Raw genomic sequence first — 17,338 nt, forward strand, 5'->3', positions numbered from 1 at the left:
GTCAAAATGATGAAAGCTGCTCCATTCAACATGGAACAGCTTTTTTTATTACTTACTGCACAGTTCCGCTCGTGCCGAAATTTCAAACGAGCGGAACCAGTTTATTTTTAATGCAAACCGTAAAAACCCTGTTGTCGCAATGCTTCATAAACGATGATCGCCGCTGTGTTTGATAAATTAAGCGAGCGGACCTTATTGGAATTAGACATATGAATACGCAAACAATGGTCTTCTTTTCCCACTAACAAACTTTTTGGAATACCAGTCGTTTCCCTGCCAAACACGAAAAACAATTCCGTATCCGGGTCGCTAAAATCGAAGTCCGTGTAATATTTTGTTCCAAAGTTCTCAATATAATAAAATTCACCATTTGGATATTCGGCATAGAAGGAGTCCATCGAATCATGTTCACGTACATCAACATGTTGCCAATAATCGAGCCCTGCCCTGCGTACCATTTTATCGTTCGTTGAAAACCCTAGTGGATGGATTAAATGAAGTGTTGCATTCGTTGCCAGACATGTTCTGGCAATATTTCCGGTATTTGCTGGAATTTCTGGTTGATACAAAACGACATGTAAACTCACAATTTCTCTTCTCCTTATATAATGTGTTCAAAAGGAGGATAAAAAGGACCGAGAAGTTCAAGGCGACGTAGCTTTGAGCACCGGAGTGTACAAAAAGGTACATGAGGAGCGGAAAAGCAAGCCAACGAACTTCTTCAAAGGAAGGCCGACTAAAAACGGGCTTGCGCTCAGGCGTCGGCATACCCCTTTTTGCAGGGGCACGTCATTTTTACCGGACTTTTTGAACATCCTTATTTTTTATAAATACGAAGAATAGTATACCACTACTCACCAATACGGAAAAACTTATAGGTGATATTGGGCGTCCAAGCGGTTGAATCCTCGTAGGACCAGTAACGATTGCGCGAATTCTCGGTATGGGCATTGACCAGTGGCATGCCGTATGCATCTTTGGCGACCACAATCGTGTTATGATCGAACCTGCCATCCCCTTCAAAATCGTAACAAATCACATCACCAGGTATTAACTCATCGGCTGATTCCAGTTCCCTGCCTTTCAATCCCTGTGTTGAGCCGCTCAAATACCAACGGAGGGCATGAGCTACTGCCCAACTATAGCTCCAATTATCGTTTTGATACCACCAGCCTTTTCCCCTGTTTGGGGCACCACGCATTGGAGCACCACCGGCATACAGACATTGTGAAATATAATTCGTGCAGTCGACCTGAAATTTACGAAACGCCGGATTATAATCGTTCCACCACCGCTCCGCATACTTTACCGCAGCAAGACGATCATAGTTAAAACGATATCCGGCAGTGTCATGAATATCTGCAAGCTCCGAAGAAATACTTTCAACATGTTTTTCCGGTTGTACATCAAGCTTAATATGTTCAATCTGTTCATTACGCACGCGGAATTTTAGTGGGAGAACATGCTCTTCCTGATAAAAATAACCCTTTTGTTTCATTAAAAAGGATAAGTGCAGGAGGTATTGAAAGGTAGATTGCTGATCGTACCGTAATTCCTCGAATACATGTCCGTTCCCCCGAATTTGGGTTACTTCCACGCCGCGATCTTGACATAATGCTTTTTTTCTTTCCCACCATTTTTCACGACCAGGTTCCGCTTGAAAAAAATCCAGCCACCAGTTAGCTAACCTATCCATCAAAAATCCCCTCCACTACATCTATATGAGGGGGAAGCCCATTTAACGCATGATTTTTCATGTTTTGATCAATTTTCGATCGATGTCAGGCAATCTAATCGACGCCTATCACAATTCTGTTTTGCGCACTACTTCAACTAACCTGGCATTCAATCAGTAATCACTGCACTTCTACCATGCTTATGGGCTCGCTCGTGCGTCAACAAGTATTCCTTTTTATCAAGTCCGCCGTTATATCCGACCATTTTGCCATTAGCACCAATCACCCGATGGCATGGGACAATAATCGAAAATGGATTTTTATTGACCGCACCGCCAACTGCACGAACAGCTTTAGGGTTACCAATTTCCACTGCAATATCTTTATAAGTCCGCGTTTCTCCATACGGAATCGTATCATATAAAGCTTGCCATACCCGTTTTTGAAAAGGAGTTCCATAAAACACAAAATTAATCGTGAAATCCATCTTCCCATCTTCAAAATATTGCCGGAGCTGTTGCTTTGTATGTTCGACTTTTTCCGGATCGTTAACAAATACGGAATTAGTAAAATAACGTGCTCCCCATTTCGTCATGGACGGTTCCAAATCACGCATCGTTCCATAATCAAGCCGAACCAGTTCTTCTCCATTACTGAGCAATAACAATGGACCGATCGGGGTTTTTATTTCATCATAAAAAAGCGTTGTCTCAGTCATTTCCCCCACTCCCTCATGCTAAAAGTTGATTGGGCCTGCCTCGTCATTTTTACCGGCTGTTTGAACATCCTATTTCATTGTGTATTAACCTTTGATTAATGTCATCGCTTCAGCACGTGCAGATGCATCTTTTTCAAATATACCCCTTACTGCAGATGTCACTGTTTTTGATCCTGGCTTTTTGACACCTCGCATGGTCATGCACATGTGTTCTGCCTCCAGGACAACGATTACCCCGTGTGGTTCCAAAACTTCCACAATAGAGTCAGCAACCGTTGTTGTAAGTCGCTCCTGTAGTTGCGGCCTTTTAGCGACTGACTCCACAGCTCTTGCCAATTTGCTTAAACCCGTTACACGCCCTCCCCGAGGGATATAACCTACATGAGCCATTCCATAAAATGGGGCAAAATGATGTTCACACATGGAATAGAAGGGAATGTCTTTCACTAGGACCAATTCTTCATGATCTTCACCAAAAACAGTCGCTAAATATTCCCTTGGATCCTGTTTTAGTCCTTGAAAAATTTCCTCATACATGCGCGCAACCCGTTTTGGCGTGTCAAGCAGGCCTTCACGTGTCGGGTCTTCACCAATTGCTTCAATAATCATTGTAACAGCTTGTTCTATTTTTTCATGATTCACACTCACAGTGTAAACCTCCAATCAAAATTATATTTTTAATAAGCATAAAGGAATTATATCACGTATCGTATCCCAATTTAAAAGCTTCACATCCCATTATAAATACTTACCAAAGAAATAGATGTAAAGCAAATATTATATTCCGTCCGTTTCAGCTCGGGATTGGTGCTGATCTCATCAATTTCTAATCTCCTTCACAACCTGCATTCAGAATGAACACTTATAGTAGAGACATCAAAGGAAAGGAGGTGAGGAAAATGGCGATTGAAATATTCAAAAGAAGAGAACAAAAATATCTGCTGTCAAAGGAACAATATGAGCAACTACTCATTCAAACTTCGCCTTTCATGCGGCCAGACAGAAATGGGATAGATGGGCATTATACAGTTACCAGTTTGTATTTTGATAGCAAGGATCAAACCATTTATTTTGAAACGAAGAACAAATTAAAATTTCGCCAAAAACTTCGCTTACGGATATATGATGAAGCAGATATCTTTAGTAATGCATTCTTTGAAATCAAACAAAAGCACAAAAATGTTGTCAACAAGAGAAGGATCGTCCTTCCCCTTATGGAGGCTTACGATTACTTATTCCATGATGCGAACCCTGTATTGGAAGATTATCATACATCCAACCTTCAAGGTTTTCGGGAAATACACCATTTCATGCAGCTATACAAATTAGTTCCAGAAATGGTGGTCAGCTATGATCGGCATGCCCTTCATTGTATGGATGATCCAGATTTAAGGATCACATTCGATTCTAATTTACGCTGTCGCAAAGATGATTTGTGGGTTGATCATGGTCCGTACGGCGAAAATTTTATTAACCCAGATATCATCATTTTGGAAGTGAAAGTTAGTCATAGTGTTCCTTTATGGCTGACACGAATATTACAAAGTCTTGATTGTCAGCAAAAAAGCATCTCAAAGTTTTGCACAAGTCTGGAACTGTTAAAAAGTGAAATGGTTCCAGATGAGCGTTTAACGGAACTTATGAAAATAGGAGGCATGTAAAGATGGATTTTATTAATGACTTTTTTACAGGCAGTGGCGTCGAAAGTGAAGCAAATATCTTCATGGGTTTGTTTGCTATGGCCCTGGCGGCAGTTCTTAGTTTAATCATTACCAAAGTTTATCAGATGACATTTACCGGGGAACGATATTCGCAATCATTTGTGCATACCATCATTATGATGAGTGTAGTTGTGTCGGTTGTAATGAATGTTGTCAGTGGAAATGCCGGTGTCGCTTTTGGATTATTTGCGGTATTTTCCCTGATCCGATTTCGAAGTGCAGTCACGAATGCAAAAGACATTGCTTATATTTTTTTCGGGCTTTGCGTTGGAATGACATGTGGCCTGTACCAATTTGGTCTGGCGGTTGCCTTAACCATATTTCCTTGTGTCATTTTCTACCTGCTGTATAAATTTAACTATGGAAGTGGTAAAGATACGCAAATTTTAAAAGTGACGATCCCTGAAAACTTAAATCATGAGCACCTATTGGACAAAGCTTTTGAAACCTATACATTAAGCCATCATCTTCGGCAAATCGAAACGACCAACCTTGGTACAATGATTTTATACACGTATGCAATCAGAAGCAAGGATACCACGAAAGACAAGGAATTACTGGATCACATTCGCGAAAAAAATGCAAATTTGAAAGTCACCATATCCTATCTGCAAACCGAGGAGTAACGGGTGGATCAAATTTTTAATAACAGGGGATCTTCAAAAATGGAACTTCTACAAAAAACATCTCCTAAATCATAGATTCGGGAGATGTTTTTCATTTTTTCATTTTATAAATTTAGTCATCATCATCGTCATCTTCAAATGTGACGGAGAGAACTTCACCGGTAAATGCCTGGATCACAACCTCGACATCCCCCTCATTTGTCTCTATCTCGACCTCATATACAAAGGATCCATCGCTTTCCTCTTTATCAACATCATCAATGGATCCCGGCACCTCTGATAAGGCAATTTTTTTTGCTTCTTCCACGGAAATAAGGGTTTGAGGCATCTCTGTCTCGTTGGTTTGAGCTTCGTCTTCTTGATCATTTTCTTCCTGTTCATAGAATAAAATATTTCCGTTATTTCCATTCACTGTTAACTCAACCGGATCCTTATTGCTTCTGGCATGGATCTTGTAAACCGGGATGCCGTTTTCCGTCATTAAATGGATCTTTGAGATTTTTCCGTTATCATCCATTCGATCTAATGCTATCTTCTTTGCCTGTTGTTCATCAATTTTGGGTTCAGGTAATCCTTCTTGAACGTTCTTATTCCCTTTTTGCTTCTCTACCAGTGAAAGGTCCAAAATATTTCCTGTATCTTTGCTTAAGCGAACATGATATTTACCTAATGTATTTTCCAGATCAATTTCGTAAATATCATCGTGTAGCGCGATTTTTTTTACGTTACCGGCGTATTTTGCCTCGGCCGATTCAATTGCTTCAGACTTAGTCAAAGTTTTATCCTTTTGGGCAGCCAATATTTGCTTCGATCCAACAGCAATTCCGGCAATCAATAACGAGACGGCCAAAACAGTTAGCCATTTCTTTTTCATTTCAATCCCCCTTGACGTTTGATGTTGAACCAGTTTTTAAGGCTGGGAAAAAGACGGTCACTTTTGTTCCTTCCCCCACTACGCTATCAAGGTGAACGGATCCGTGGTGAGCCGCGACAATTTGTCTGGCGATTGCCAATCCCAGTCCTGTACCACCGCTTTGACGACTCCTTGCTTTGTCAACTCGGAAAAAACGGTCAAAAACTTGGTCTACCTCATCTTCCGGGATACCAATACCGTGATCCTGTACAGCCAAAAAAACGTTTTCCCCCTCCCGACCGACCATAATTTGAATCACCTTGGAGCTGTATTTCAATGCATTATCCAAAAAAATAAACAGAAGTTGTTTTAGTTTCGATTCATCCGCCCAAGTTAATGCTTGTTCCACTGCTGATTGCACGCGTACCTGCCGATGCTGGGCTTTTTCAAACATTTGTGCTGTTTTCTCACAAAGATCCACCAGATTTACACTTGAAAATTCCAAATTAAGGTCTTCGGGATTTTCTGCCAGCTGTAACATTTGATTGGTCATTTCCTTCATCCGGACGGTCTCGGAATGGATCGCTTCAATTGATTCTTCCAGCACATCCGGACTTTTCATTCCCCAGCGTTTCAGGATACTTGCATAGCTTTCAATAATGGTTAACGGTGTTTTCAATTCATGAGATGCATCAGAAACGAATGCTTGCTGTTTTTCAAAATTGGATTCAAGAATATCCATCGTATGATTAAACGTGTCCGCCATTTTATACAATTCGTCCTGGTGTTTGTGTCCAAGCGGGATTTTCTTGAATGTACCGCTTTGTTGGATCTCTTTCATCGTATTAATCATTGAATTGATCGGCTTTAAAAGAATATTGCCCAACAGCCGGCCGCCGAGTATGGAAGGGATTATCACAACTATAAAGGCGATGATTAATACAATTTTCAATTCATTCAATGTTTGATTCATTTCAGCAAGATTTTCGGTGACTTCCAGAGAAACTACCTGACCGTTTTCCCAAATAATCGGCAGCGACACGACCCCGTATGTTTCACCGTTGATATGATGGATTTCTGATGATTGTGAATTTTTAAACTCAGGCGTATAATCTCTCATTTTAGTATTCTTTGTTGTAGTTACAATTGAATGTGAGTTTCTATCAACCACGCTAATCATCCCATTGGCTGGCAAATATGCACGAAGCAGCTCCTTTGTGTCTACATTGTTATCCGGGCTGACAGCTGACACAATATTTTCCGTTTGTGCCAACATGCGATCGAGCTCACCGTTCGTTGTAATTTTATAAAACAATAAATAGATAGCGATATTTACAATGAGCAGGGTAATGAGCAACCACACGGTGGAGAAAAGATAAATCAATCGTCGAAGTCTCATTCATTGCTTCCCCTTTAATGTGTATCCCACGCCGCGTACGGTATGAATAAGTGGTATGTCAAAACCTTGGTCTATTTTTTTCCTGAGATATCTAATATACACATCGACTACATTTGTATCCCCAAAATAATCAAATCCCCATACATTTGTTAAAATTTGTTCCCTGGTTAACACCTGCTTTGCATTTCCCATGAGATAAATGAGCAGGTCAAATTCGCGTGGTGTTAGTTCAATGGCATGCCCTTTCCGAATAACTTCGCGTGTTTTTCTATTTACCGTTAAATCCTCTATTTCTAACACATCATGATTGTCTTCCGTGAACTTGTCATGTGTTCGTAAACAAGCACGAATTCTTGCAAGAAGCTCTTCAATTTCAAATGGCTTGGAAATATAATCATCCGCACCTTGATCGAGTCCGCTGACCTTGTCTGGAGTTGAATTTCTTGCCGTTAAAAGGATGACAGGTAATGTATTTCCGGATTTACGAATACGCCTTAGCACCTCAAGCCCATTTAATTCTGGTAATCTGATATCCAGCAACACAAGGTCATGGTGGTTTTGCTTAACCTTGTCAAGACCTTTTCTACCATCTCGAGCAATTTCCACCGTATAACCTTCATGTTCCAATTCCAATTGAATCACGCGGGCGATTTTTGCCTCATCTTCAACGATCAAAATACGTTCAGCCACCATCAAGTCCCCTCCCGTTCATTAATCCCATCTTAAACGAAAGATTGGCTACTTACAATTCCGGGAATTTCATCTATCAAAAAAACGGATGCCTTGCTATGCACCCGTTTACCCAATCATCTAATTCCATCTCGATGGGTTTTTTATTTTTCATCTGTATCATACCTGAGGAAAATGAAAACCAAATAAGAATAACATTAAAATTCGATGAGAAACACTATTGAACAGCTCTTGTCTTTGTATTAAGGAAAAAGCAATCAAACTGATTGAACCATTTCCAATCCTTTTTCCATTTCAAATAATACCTGGTCATCTGTTTCCTTCACCTTGGCCTCTCTTAATGCAGCGATTGCTTTTTCTGTTCCAATTTTACCAAGGCTCCATGCTGCAGTTCCACGAATGACCGGTCGTGGATCATTGTCCATGACGGCAATCAATTCTTCAACAGCTGTTTCATCTTTAAAATGGGCAAGTGCGATGATCGCATTACGCTGGATTGGCTTTTTGCCGCGCCAGGATCCGGCCATATGACCAAACGTTGCTTTAAATTCCCGGTTGGACATGCGCAACATTGGTTTGAGCTTCGGTTTAGCCGCTTCTGGTTCCGGTTCTATTTCCGGATGAAGGTGAAAATCCATATGCTTGTTTTTAGGACAGACTTGCTGGCACGTATCACAGCCATATACCCGATTACCCAATTCAACTCGAAATTCGTCCGCTAAAAATCCTTTTGTCTGGGTTAAAAAGGAGAGACAGCGCTGGGCATTTAATTGACCGCCTTGGACTAGCGCCCCGGTTGGACAGGCATCCAGACACTTCCGGCATTCCCCGCAGCTATCCTCTACCGGTGTATCTGGGATAAATGGAATGTTCGTTATTAACTCGCCAAGATACACGTACGAACCAAATTCCGGAGTAATAATGGCACAATTTTTCCCGCTAAAACCAATGCCGGCTCGCTCTGCCACGGCACGATCGGAAAGTTCACCTGTATCGACCATCACTTTTGTCTGCGCTTCAGGAACCTTTTCCAAAATGAATGCCGACAATTTCTTTAGCCGTTCCCGTAAAACCACATGATAATCAGTGCCCCAGGATGCCCGGCAGAAAATGCCCCGTCGTTCTTGTTTGGTTCCTTTTGGTGCATGTTTCATTCGGGAAGGGTAAGCAATGGCGATGGACAGGATGGATTGTGCTTCCGGCAATAATCGATTTGGTTCCGTGCGTTCCTCAATCGATCCCTTCTCAAAACCCGACTGGTAGCCAAGTTCCTGTTGGCGTCTCAGCCGTTCTTTCAATTCGCCAAACACATCAGCTGCTGCAAATCCAATCCTGTCGATGCCGATTTCTTTACTGTAGGCGATGATATCCTGTTTTAATTGCTCTACATCCATTTGATTCACTTCTTTCTATCGCTCGGGTATGTGGTGTCTGTTTCTAAACTATCAAAAAGGAGTCGTCGTCAGCTAATTTTGAACAATCCCTACCTACTAAACTTTGTGTGCAAAATTTATCAGCGGCTTTCATTATTTTATCGGCGAGCTCTGCGCTTTTATCGACGATCCCCCAAAAATGGTAGGACAAGGTGCCCCCTATCCCACTTTTAATGTCCTGATCCGGTTCAAAACGGCGGCAATTTCATATTTCCGTGGGCGGGCAATATCTCCTGGATGCTGGTTGGGAAATGTCGTGAATGAAGCCAATCCGTCCGTATCCATTTTCCATTCCAAATCTGCAAGCAATTCCGCTAATGTACCAGCCTTTTCCAAACCATTTGTCCGATCCAGATAAGCAATAATTTCGGCGATCATCCGCGTTTGCGAGGCATCTACCAATTGTTCGGTTTGATCAAACGAAATTTCTGTTCGACCCATCAGAATTGTTGTTAATCCTTTGGCCTGTGTCTTGGATCGCTTGCCTTTTTGTGTTTGCAAACTGTTCTGTTTCAGGTGACGCTTGGCGATCTTGCCAAATGCACCATCTTTAGCAGTATCACGCTCTATTGGGTAGTCTTCCATAATGGTTCGTGCCTTTTCGGTTACATTGTATGGTACATATTCATCCATCATAATCACCTCGTCAGCAACAGCAAAATAATCACCGGAACCGCCCATCACCAGGATCGTGGACACATCAAGCTGATCACGCATTTGTTTTACCTTGTCAATAAATGGAGTAATCGGCTCTTGTTCCTGTTTCACCAGTTGTTGCATGCGGTGGTCACGAATCATAAAGTTAGTTGCACTGGTATCCTCGTCAATCAGTAATGTCGTTGCGCCAACTTCCAATGCTTCCATCACATTGGCTGCTTGTGATGTGCTGCCGCTTGCATTTTCCGTGGAGAAACATTCGGTATCCTGTTTATGCGGCAAATTAGAAATAAACGGAGAAATATTCACCCCGGTAATTTGCCGGCCGTCTTCTGCACGAATTTTCACAGCATCGGGATCGGTTAAAACAAATTCACGCCCGTCTCCTTTCGTATGCGGATAAACCCCACGTTCCATCGCCTCAAGAACCGTACTTTTTCCATGATAACCGCCACCAACAATTAATGTGATTCCCTTTTTGATGGCCATGCCGGTAATTGGTTCAGCGGAATGCGGCAAGTCAATCGTCACTTGGTTTTCCTTGGGGCTTTGAAATGGAACTGCCTGTTTCAATGGTCGATTGCTTACCCCGCTTTCCCGTGGTAAAACCGCTCCATTGGCAATAAAGGCAATCCAGTCTTGTTTTTTCATTTCTGTTCGAATTGCCTCTTGCTGATCAGCCAACTTTACAGCCTGCTCAATTTCTTCATCTGTGATGGTAAAGATCGACTTTTTTACAATAGCCGGAATAACTGTTGCAAATAATTTCGTTGCTTCTCGTCCATTAATACGCCGGCCATTCGCAGGCAATCCAACCGAAATGCAAATGGTTGTCCCGGTTTTATCGACCTGTACTGCACTGCGCTCCAAAATTTCCTGTCCCGGGGTATCAAACATAACCGCCCCACTTTTGCCGGAACCTTTTATCTGAAAGTGACTACCTGCGATCACTTTCCCGACAGATCGGGCAATCACATCTTCAGTCGCCACTTTGCGATAATCATGCACCATCCATTCCTGTTTAATCGGACGCTGCTGTTGTGGCACCGTGACACGAATTTTCGATGGTGAAGCAAACGGATCTCCTTGTACATAATCAATATGCAATGTAAACCCCTCATACTGATAATTTCCTTGTAGATCTTTATATGCTTTATAGCCTTTTCCATCCAATTGTTTTAATTGTTGCAGTAAATGTTTCATGCTATCCCTCAATCAATTTAATTTTACTTTCTTAAGAATACTATTTGACAAGCTTTTCATTCAAGAAATGTGATAAAGTGTAACTTCAAGCGGTAGGGTATTACTGCCCGTTAATGCGTGATAAACAGGTTGGAAAAGATAACGTGGGGAAATCTTTATTGGCGGTTACGAGTAGTGTTTGAAACTTGCGCGTATGAAAAAACGCAACGCCTCGTGGATCACCCGACGAAACACTGCGTTAGGACATATGTATGGAGCGGATGAAGGGAATCGAACCCTCATCATCAGCTTGGAAGGCTGAGGTTTTACCACTAAACTACACCCGCTTTTTGTAATGCATTTTTTTATTATAGCAATTGTCTATCTATGAATCAAGAGAAAATTGTCGATTTATAGAACAAAGGCGTAAGCGCCCGGTTAGCGGCGTACAAACTGGAAGGGTTCTGACGAGATAAAGGAAACACGGTAAGCTGGAAGCGAACCGATGTTGACTTATCGTAGGAAGAAACCTGAAGTTTGCTAGCCGCTGGGCGCTGGAGCCGGACGCAGCCTATTCTGGCATAAGCTGAACGGAGGCTGGATTTTTATACTTTCTTAGCTATCGAAAAATGTCAACTTGTCTTTCCCCTTACAGTACGCAATTTTCCACGCCACAGTCATCGCAAGCAATCAGTTTTTTTAAATATTGCATGTCTTTTATAAAAAAATATTTATTATCATTTGTGATGATGCCTTTTTCTTTCCACTTATTCACAATCCGGCTTACGGTTTCCCGGGAAATGCCAATATATTTGCCGATATCACGAATCATGACTGGTTTGGTTATCTGTACCCCGCCTGGTCTGACTATCCCATACATATTTGCGTAACGAACAAACATGGATGCCACTGCTCCTTCCGATCCAAAGGCCAAAAAGTCACGCATTTGTGCCTTACTTGCTTCCAAAGATTCCGCAACCCATCGCATAAACTGTAAACATAGGTGACCATCGCTTGCCAAAATAGATTCAATGGTCTCCTTTTGAATGGAAAGAATAACACTATCACTTGCTGCTTTTGCCGTATTCGAATATTTTTGTCCGCTAAAAATGCCAATTTCCCCAAAACCATCCTGTTCTCCCCGAGTGAATATGGTAATCTCCCGGTCATTACCCAAGTTCTTAAAAATACGAATCTCACCAGTTTCAATGAAGTACAAGTTCCCTGCCGTACTGCCCTCTTTAAAAATGGTTCTTCCTTTTTTGACATACAATCGTTTCGTGTTGGCAATCAGTCTTTCACAGTCACCTTCATCCAGTCGTAGTAATAAAGGTTCCATACCCTCACATCCCTTTTTATCGGTTATCTTAATCCTATCGAGTGGACAATACCTACACACATACTGTTTCCGATTAATACTATTATATAAGGGATGCACATTGTATACTGTGATATTTATCACTAAAACAGGTATTTTTCCATATTTTTGCGTTCTTATTCATGTCAAATTGGAGCACTAGCGAATGATAATTAGGAATTATTTGTGTTTACATTATTTGCGTGAAGCGATAGAATAAGCTTATGCTTTAAAGAGGAGGCGAACTCAGATGTCAACAAAATATCCGATTATCATATCACAAACAAAATTCATGCACCGGGACACACTGCATTATCCATTCGAGGAACGGGGTCTGCAGTTTGGCGATGGGGTGTATGAAGTTATCCGAATCTATCATGGCGCGTACTATTTGCTTGATGAACATATCAATCGATTATTCCGCTCGGCAGCTGCTGTAAAAATTACCCTTCCATTTACGAAAGCGGAAATAACCGATTTGCTACATGCTTTACTGCTTAAAAATGATGTTAAAACCGACGCAAAAGTTTACTTGCAAGCTACACGCGGATCCGCACCTAGAGAACATACATTTCCTAGCAACGTGACAGCAAATTTCTATGCGTATGTGACCGAGCAGCCTAGAAACAAGGCAAATTTGGAAAATGGGGTGCAAACAATTACCAAACGTGATGTGCGCTGGGAAAACTGTTACATCAAAAGCTTGAACCTGTTGCCAAATGTCCTGGCCAAGCAGGAAGCAAAAGAGCACGGCTGTTATGAAGCAATTTTGTATCGGGATGGTCTTGTTACCGAATGCAGTTCATCAAATGTTTACCTCGTTAAGGATGGAAAAATCTATACTCATCCCGCTACCAGGCAAATTTTGCATGGTTGTGTGCGAATCCGTGTTGAACAATTTGCCAAAAAGCTGGGAATTCCGTTCTCTGAAACCGGTTTTTCCCTTGATGATATTGCTACAGCAGATGAATTATTCCTGTCCAGCAGTACATCGGAAATCATGCCCATCATAGCGGTCGATGATAAACCAATCGGCAATGGCAAACCCGGAAGCATTACCAAACAACTGCAAGCGGAATACGAACAGGACGCAGCCATCACACCGGAACATACAACTATATGACAGCAAAATTGTTTTAAGAAGCATTTTATAGATTAAAAGAGGAGCTGACACTAATAAGTGCCAGCTCCTTTTTTAAGAGGGTGTGAGCTTGGTCGATATTGCACAAGTTTTGGTTGATACTGAGATGTATTCGGTTGATATTGAAACACTTCAGGTTGATTCATATGCCTTTTCGGTCGATTATCCGGTCAAGTTGGTCGATTCAGGAGTATTTCGGTTGATACGCTAAAACTCGGGTTGATCTCCAAGACGGTTGCTATCATCATTCCATATATTTCCCCAAAAACCCCTTCAGTTTTTCTTTATATTTATCTTGGGCAAGTATAAAGGATTCGGCATGACCAGCACCGTCAACAATCATTAACTCGGCGTCACTTTTGGTATTTTTATAAAGTTCTTTTGACATCGACGTTGGTACGAATTTGTCGGCATTGCCGTGTATATAAAGTATTGGTGCTTTCGCCTTTTTCACCTGATCCAATGCCGAAGCTTCCGCGAATGTGTAACCGGCTTTCAGCTTTGTTACCAGACCAGTTGTTGGTATAACCGGGAACGATGGAAGATGGTACATGCGTTTCGCTTGATAACGAAACAAATCCTTAACACTCGTATACGCACTATCGGAAACAATCGCCTTTACATTGTCCGGGAGGTTTTCTCCGCTTGTCATTAACAGGGTAGCCGCTCCCATGGAGACCCCGTGCAACACAATTTGCGTATCCGGTCCAAGTTTATCGATCATTAATTTGACCCAGTCTGCATAATCCAGGCGATCATGCCAGCCAAAACCAATATAGTCGCCTTCACTTCCCCCTTGACCACGGGCATCGGGCATTAATACGTTGTAGCCAAGCTGATCATGATAATACCGTGCATATAATCCCATATCCTTACCATTACCAAGGTATCCATGAGCTAAGATAACCGTTTTCGTTGTTGGCTTGTTTGCCGGTAAAAAATAGCCTTTCAATGTCAAACCGTCAAAGGACGTCATTTGGAGTTCTTTAAAAGGCTGTTTGTCTACCCAGGCATGCCAATCCCCGTCCACAAACTCGTCCATAGCTTCTGCGGATACTTCCAAATCACTGTTCCCCACCAGGAAGTCTTTCGGTCCACGATTAATGACCAAACGATAAAAATAAAAGCTTGCGACAACATCTATAATCAATAAAATAATTATTATTCCAAGAAAAATTTTCAAACCTTTCTTTCGCTTCAAACTGCACCCCTTCCTTCTATATTATTATAACAAATAAACCCGACCTATTTTCTGGTACTTCTTAGCATAATAGGGACAGCCCCCACCATTAATATGGTGCCAGACTGTCCCCGATTTCCAATGTATCTTTAAATACCCGAATTTGCAAGTCATCGTTTTAAACGCAGGAATATTAATGAAATAGCCCTGATTCACGCGATTTTTTCATCATGATATTGGTTCGCTTATTAATCGTTGCTTTCAGGAATGTTCCCAGCAGTAAAAAGATGAGCGCAAAAATTCCCAAGCAAATGATGTCATGGTAAACGCGTTCCCAGACAATCCCCCCGACTGCTTCACGCATCAAATCATTGGCATACGTAAATGGCAGGAATGGACTGATCGTTTGGAAAAACTTCGGTAATAAGACGACCGGATACGTACCCCCTGATCCTGCGATTTGTAAAACAAGAAATACAATCGCCATTGCTTTTCCGACATCACCAAAGATGGATACGACGGTGTAGACAATCGACATAAACACTAAGCTAATAAATAAGCCAAACAAGACAAACCAAATTGGTTCTTTTACATATGCATCAATCAAGAAAATATCGCCAAATGTAACGATTAAAGTCTGAAGGATTCCGATTGACATAAACGTCAAAAGTTTGCCAAAGTACGTTTGTCGGACGGTGAAATTTTCAGGGTTTTTAACATCTGTTGCCAACAAGGAAATCAACAGTAATGCCCCAACCCAAATGGAAAGCACGGTATAAAATGGCGTCATTCCCGCACCATACGTTGGTATCGGAAACAGCTTATTTTCATTTAACACAACCGGCTCGGCAAAAAAGCTACGCTCGGCTTCCGGATCATTCATCAACAACTCAATAATGTCATTGATGTCTGTTTCCCCCTGGATCTTTCGGATTCGATCCGCCAGCTGGTCAATTTTATCATGAATATATGGATATTCTCCAAGTACTTTTTCCAGTGCATCTTTTCCTTTGCCAAGATTGCCGTCTGTCCGATTTAAAATCTGCTCGACTTCAGGGATCGTGGATTGAATTTCCACCAAAATTCCCCGCGCTTTGCCCAATGTATCCTTGGCATTTTGTACCTCTTGCAAGACGGTAGGTTCGATATTTTCCTTGTAATCTTTAACAAAGGCATCGATATTTGTTGATGTGTCCGCCGTAATATCCTGTAAGTTGGCAATTGTTGAATCCACTTCTTCTTTCTTGTCATGGATAAACGATTTTACTGTTTCCGCATTATCCTGCGCTTCCTCAAGTCCTTCTTTTAACGTTTCCAGTCGCTGGATCGCGTCATCGATTTTTTTATTTTGTTTTTCCACATTATCTGTTTGTTGCCCATCGTTGTTTTCTTCCTGTTCATCATCTCCCTGTTCATCATCTTTCTGTTCCGGCTCTTGACCGCTTAACTGATTTTGTTCCTTCAGCTGGTTTAGTACATTCACGATCGAGTCGATTCTGCCAATGGCTTCGTCTGTTTTCCCCTTTAATTGATCACTGATTTCTTTGCCCTTGCTAAAATCTATGTCTGCGGAATCGACCTGACTGATAAATTTATTCGCATCAGAGGCGACCTGTTGCACCTTTTCCAGATCCTTCTCAACCTTTGGCGCCATTTTATTCAACCGATCTTCGGCCTCTTTGAGAAATGCGGTCGTGTTATCAATTGTCTGCAAACCGTTTTTGGTTACTTCTTTTGCATCAGGCATTAATCCTTGGGCCTGATGAACAATTTCTTGTGCATGGTTTGCATCAGTCAAAGACTCATTTAACACCTTATGAATCTCCGGCAGTTTTTTCTCCATCGTAAAGATATAATCCTCAAATCGTTCAATATCAGGAAGACCTTCTTCCAGCTCTACGCCAATATCATTGAACATATCAAAAATAACACCGTTGACCGTGGAAATAAAATTACTGCTTACCTGATCAACAATCACGCTTGCGCCTTTCTCCGTGATTTTGGGCGAAATCGCATTGATTTTTTCGTTAACGTAATATTCGACAGAAGCTTTTTTAGGATTATCGTCCAAAACGGTTCCGAGTTTTTCCGAAAAATCTTTAGGAATCACAATTACAGCAAAATAATCCCCATACTCGACTTTATCCATCGCCTTATCCCGACTGACAAAGTGCCAATCCATGTCATTACTCTTCTTTAACGTCTTAACCAACTCGTCTCCAACATGAATCTCCTGATCTCTTACCGTTGCACCTGTATCTTCATTCACGATACCAATCGGGATTTGATCCGTCTGACCGTATGGATCCCACGAGGCTTTGATATTAAACCACGCGTATAAAGACGGCAAAATAATCAGTCCCCCGAGGATTATAGCCGCAACCCAATTTGTTCCAACATTCTTCATGTCCGTTCCAAAAATTTTAAAGATGTTTCTCATATTTTCAACCTCAATCCGAAAAATGAATCACCATTCAGTATTCCTGTTACAAATCAGTATTATATCAATTATGATTTGGTAATTCCATTTTTTTAAACAGCATTTATGATTTTCGCTATAAAGTGAAACTTCAATCAGGAATTTATTGGAAGTATATTCTCACCTTTCCTTCTTGAGTTACCCTCAAATCTTCAAGTGGGGATATTACTGCCCGTTAATGCGTGATGGAAATTTCAAAATGATTTTTCAGTGAGGCATATGAAAT

Annotated in this window: 16 protein-coding genes and 1 tRNA gene; 4 read left to right on the forward strand and 13 right to left on the reverse strand. The window is 41.4% G+C overall.

Annotated features, from left to right (window positions below; all coding sequences use genetic code 11):
* Positions 1–107 precede the first annotated feature (107 nt).
* The 4 genes from trmL to folE form a co-directional block, all read right to left on the reverse strand.
* On the reverse strand, positions 108–587 hold the full coding sequence (gene trmL, locus O2S85_RS13245; RefSeq protein WP_269409786.1) for a tRNA (uridine(34)/cytosine(34)/5-carboxymethylaminomethyluridine(34)-2'-O)-methyltransferase TrmL: 480 nt from the start codon (positions 585–587) through the stop codon (positions 108–110).
* Between the two features lie 263 nt (positions 588–850).
* Positions 851–1,696, reverse strand: coding sequence for an amidase domain-containing protein (locus O2S85_RS13250; protein WP_269409787.1), 846 nt, complete (start codon positions 1,694–1,696; stop codon positions 851–853).
* A 149-nt stretch (positions 1,697–1,845) separates the two neighbouring features.
* A complete protein-coding gene (locus O2S85_RS13255; RefSeq protein WP_269409788.1) occupies positions 1,846–2,394 on the reverse strand; it encodes a methylated-DNA--[protein]-cysteine S-methyltransferase in 549 nt (182 codons plus the stop codon).
* Between the two features lie 84 nt (positions 2,395–2,478).
* On the reverse strand, positions 2,479–3,042 hold the full coding sequence (gene folE / locus O2S85_RS13260) for a GTP cyclohydrolase I FolE (protein WP_439649403.1): 564 nt from the start codon (positions 3,040–3,042) through the stop codon (positions 2,479–2,481).
* 251 nt (positions 3,043–3,293) lie between these two features.
* Between folE and O2S85_RS13265 the strand changes: the two genes are divergently transcribed.
* Positions 3,294–4,055, forward strand: a complete 762-nt coding sequence (locus tag O2S85_RS13265; RefSeq protein WP_269409789.1) for a polyphosphate polymerase domain-containing protein — start codon at positions 3,294–3,296, stop codon at positions 4,053–4,055.
* 2 nt (positions 4,056–4,057) lie between these two features.
* On the forward strand, positions 4,058–4,741 hold the full coding sequence (locus tag O2S85_RS13270) for a DUF4956 domain-containing protein (protein ID WP_269409790.1): 684 nt from the start codon (positions 4,058–4,060) through the stop codon (positions 4,739–4,741).
* Positions 4,742–4,853: 112 nt separating this feature from the next.
* On the opposite strand, the gene O2S85_RS13275 is transcribed toward O2S85_RS13270, so the two are convergent.
* The 7 genes from O2S85_RS13275 to O2S85_RS13305 all read right to left on the reverse strand — a co-directional run bounded on the left by O2S85_RS13275 (position 4,854) and on the right by O2S85_RS13305 (position 12,294).
* Complete coding sequence (locus O2S85_RS13275) at positions 4,854–5,615, reverse strand: PepSY domain-containing protein (RefSeq protein ID WP_269409791.1); 762 nt, start codon at positions 5,613–5,615, stop codon at positions 4,854–4,856.
* Position 5,616: 1 nt separating this feature from the next.
* Complete coding sequence (locus O2S85_RS13280) at positions 5,617–6,993, reverse strand: HAMP domain-containing sensor histidine kinase (protein WP_269409792.1); 1,377 nt, start codon at positions 6,991–6,993, stop codon at positions 5,617–5,619.
* Positions 6,994–7,686: a response regulator transcription factor gene (locus O2S85_RS13285; RefSeq protein ID WP_439649404.1), complete on the reverse strand. Its 693-nt coding sequence runs from the start codon at positions 7,684–7,686 to the stop codon at positions 6,994–6,996. It lies immediately after the preceding gene.
* A gap of 254 nt (positions 7,687–7,940) precedes the next feature.
* Positions 7,941–9,077, reverse strand: coding sequence for a tRNA epoxyqueuosine(34) reductase QueG (gene queG / locus O2S85_RS13290; protein ID WP_269409793.1), 1,137 nt, complete (start codon positions 9,075–9,077; stop codon positions 7,941–7,943).
* A 198-nt stretch (positions 9,078–9,275) separates the two neighbouring features.
* On the reverse strand, positions 9,276–10,976 hold the full coding sequence (locus O2S85_RS13295) for an ABC-ATPase domain-containing protein (RefSeq protein WP_269409794.1): 1,701 nt from the start codon (positions 10,974–10,976) through the stop codon (positions 9,276–9,278).
* 252 nt (positions 10,977–11,228) lie between these two features.
* Positions 11,229–11,302, reverse strand: a tRNA-Gly gene (locus tag O2S85_RS13300).
* 302 nt (positions 11,303–11,604) lie between these two features.
* The gene (locus tag O2S85_RS13305) at positions 11,605–12,294 is read right to left on the reverse strand and encodes a Crp/Fnr family transcriptional regulator (protein ID WP_269409795.1); all 690 of its coding nucleotides are present in this window, start codon (positions 12,292–12,294) and stop codon (positions 11,605–11,607) included.
* A 268-nt stretch (positions 12,295–12,562) separates the two neighbouring features.
* Here O2S85_RS13305 and dat point away from each other — a divergent pair, with 268 nt between their 5' ends.
* A complete protein-coding gene (gene dat / locus O2S85_RS13310; protein WP_269409796.1) occupies positions 12,563–13,435 on the forward strand; it encodes a D-amino-acid transaminase in 873 nt (290 codons plus the stop codon).
* Positions 13,436–13,523: 88 nt separating this feature from the next.
* Positions 13,524–13,664: a hypothetical protein gene (locus O2S85_RS13315; RefSeq protein ID WP_269409797.1), complete on the forward strand. Its 141-nt coding sequence runs from the start codon at positions 13,524–13,526 to the stop codon at positions 13,662–13,664.
* A gap of 33 nt (positions 13,665–13,697) precedes the next feature.
* On the opposite strand, the gene O2S85_RS13320 is transcribed toward O2S85_RS13315, so the two are convergent.
* Positions 13,698–14,654, reverse strand: coding sequence for an alpha/beta hydrolase (locus tag O2S85_RS13320; protein ID WP_269409798.1), 957 nt, complete (start codon positions 14,652–14,654; stop codon positions 13,698–13,700).
* 172 nt (positions 14,655–14,826) lie between these two features.
* On the reverse strand, positions 14,827–17,073 hold the full coding sequence (locus O2S85_RS13325) for a YhgE/Pip domain-containing protein (protein ID WP_269409799.1): 2,247 nt from the start codon (positions 17,071–17,073) through the stop codon (positions 14,827–14,829).
* Positions 17,074–17,338: the final 265 nt, after the last annotated feature.

This window comes from Lentibacillus daqui (assembly GCF_027186265.1).
GTDB lineage: Bacteria > Bacillota > Bacilli > Bacillales > Amphibacillaceae > Lentibacillus_C > Lentibacillus_C daqui.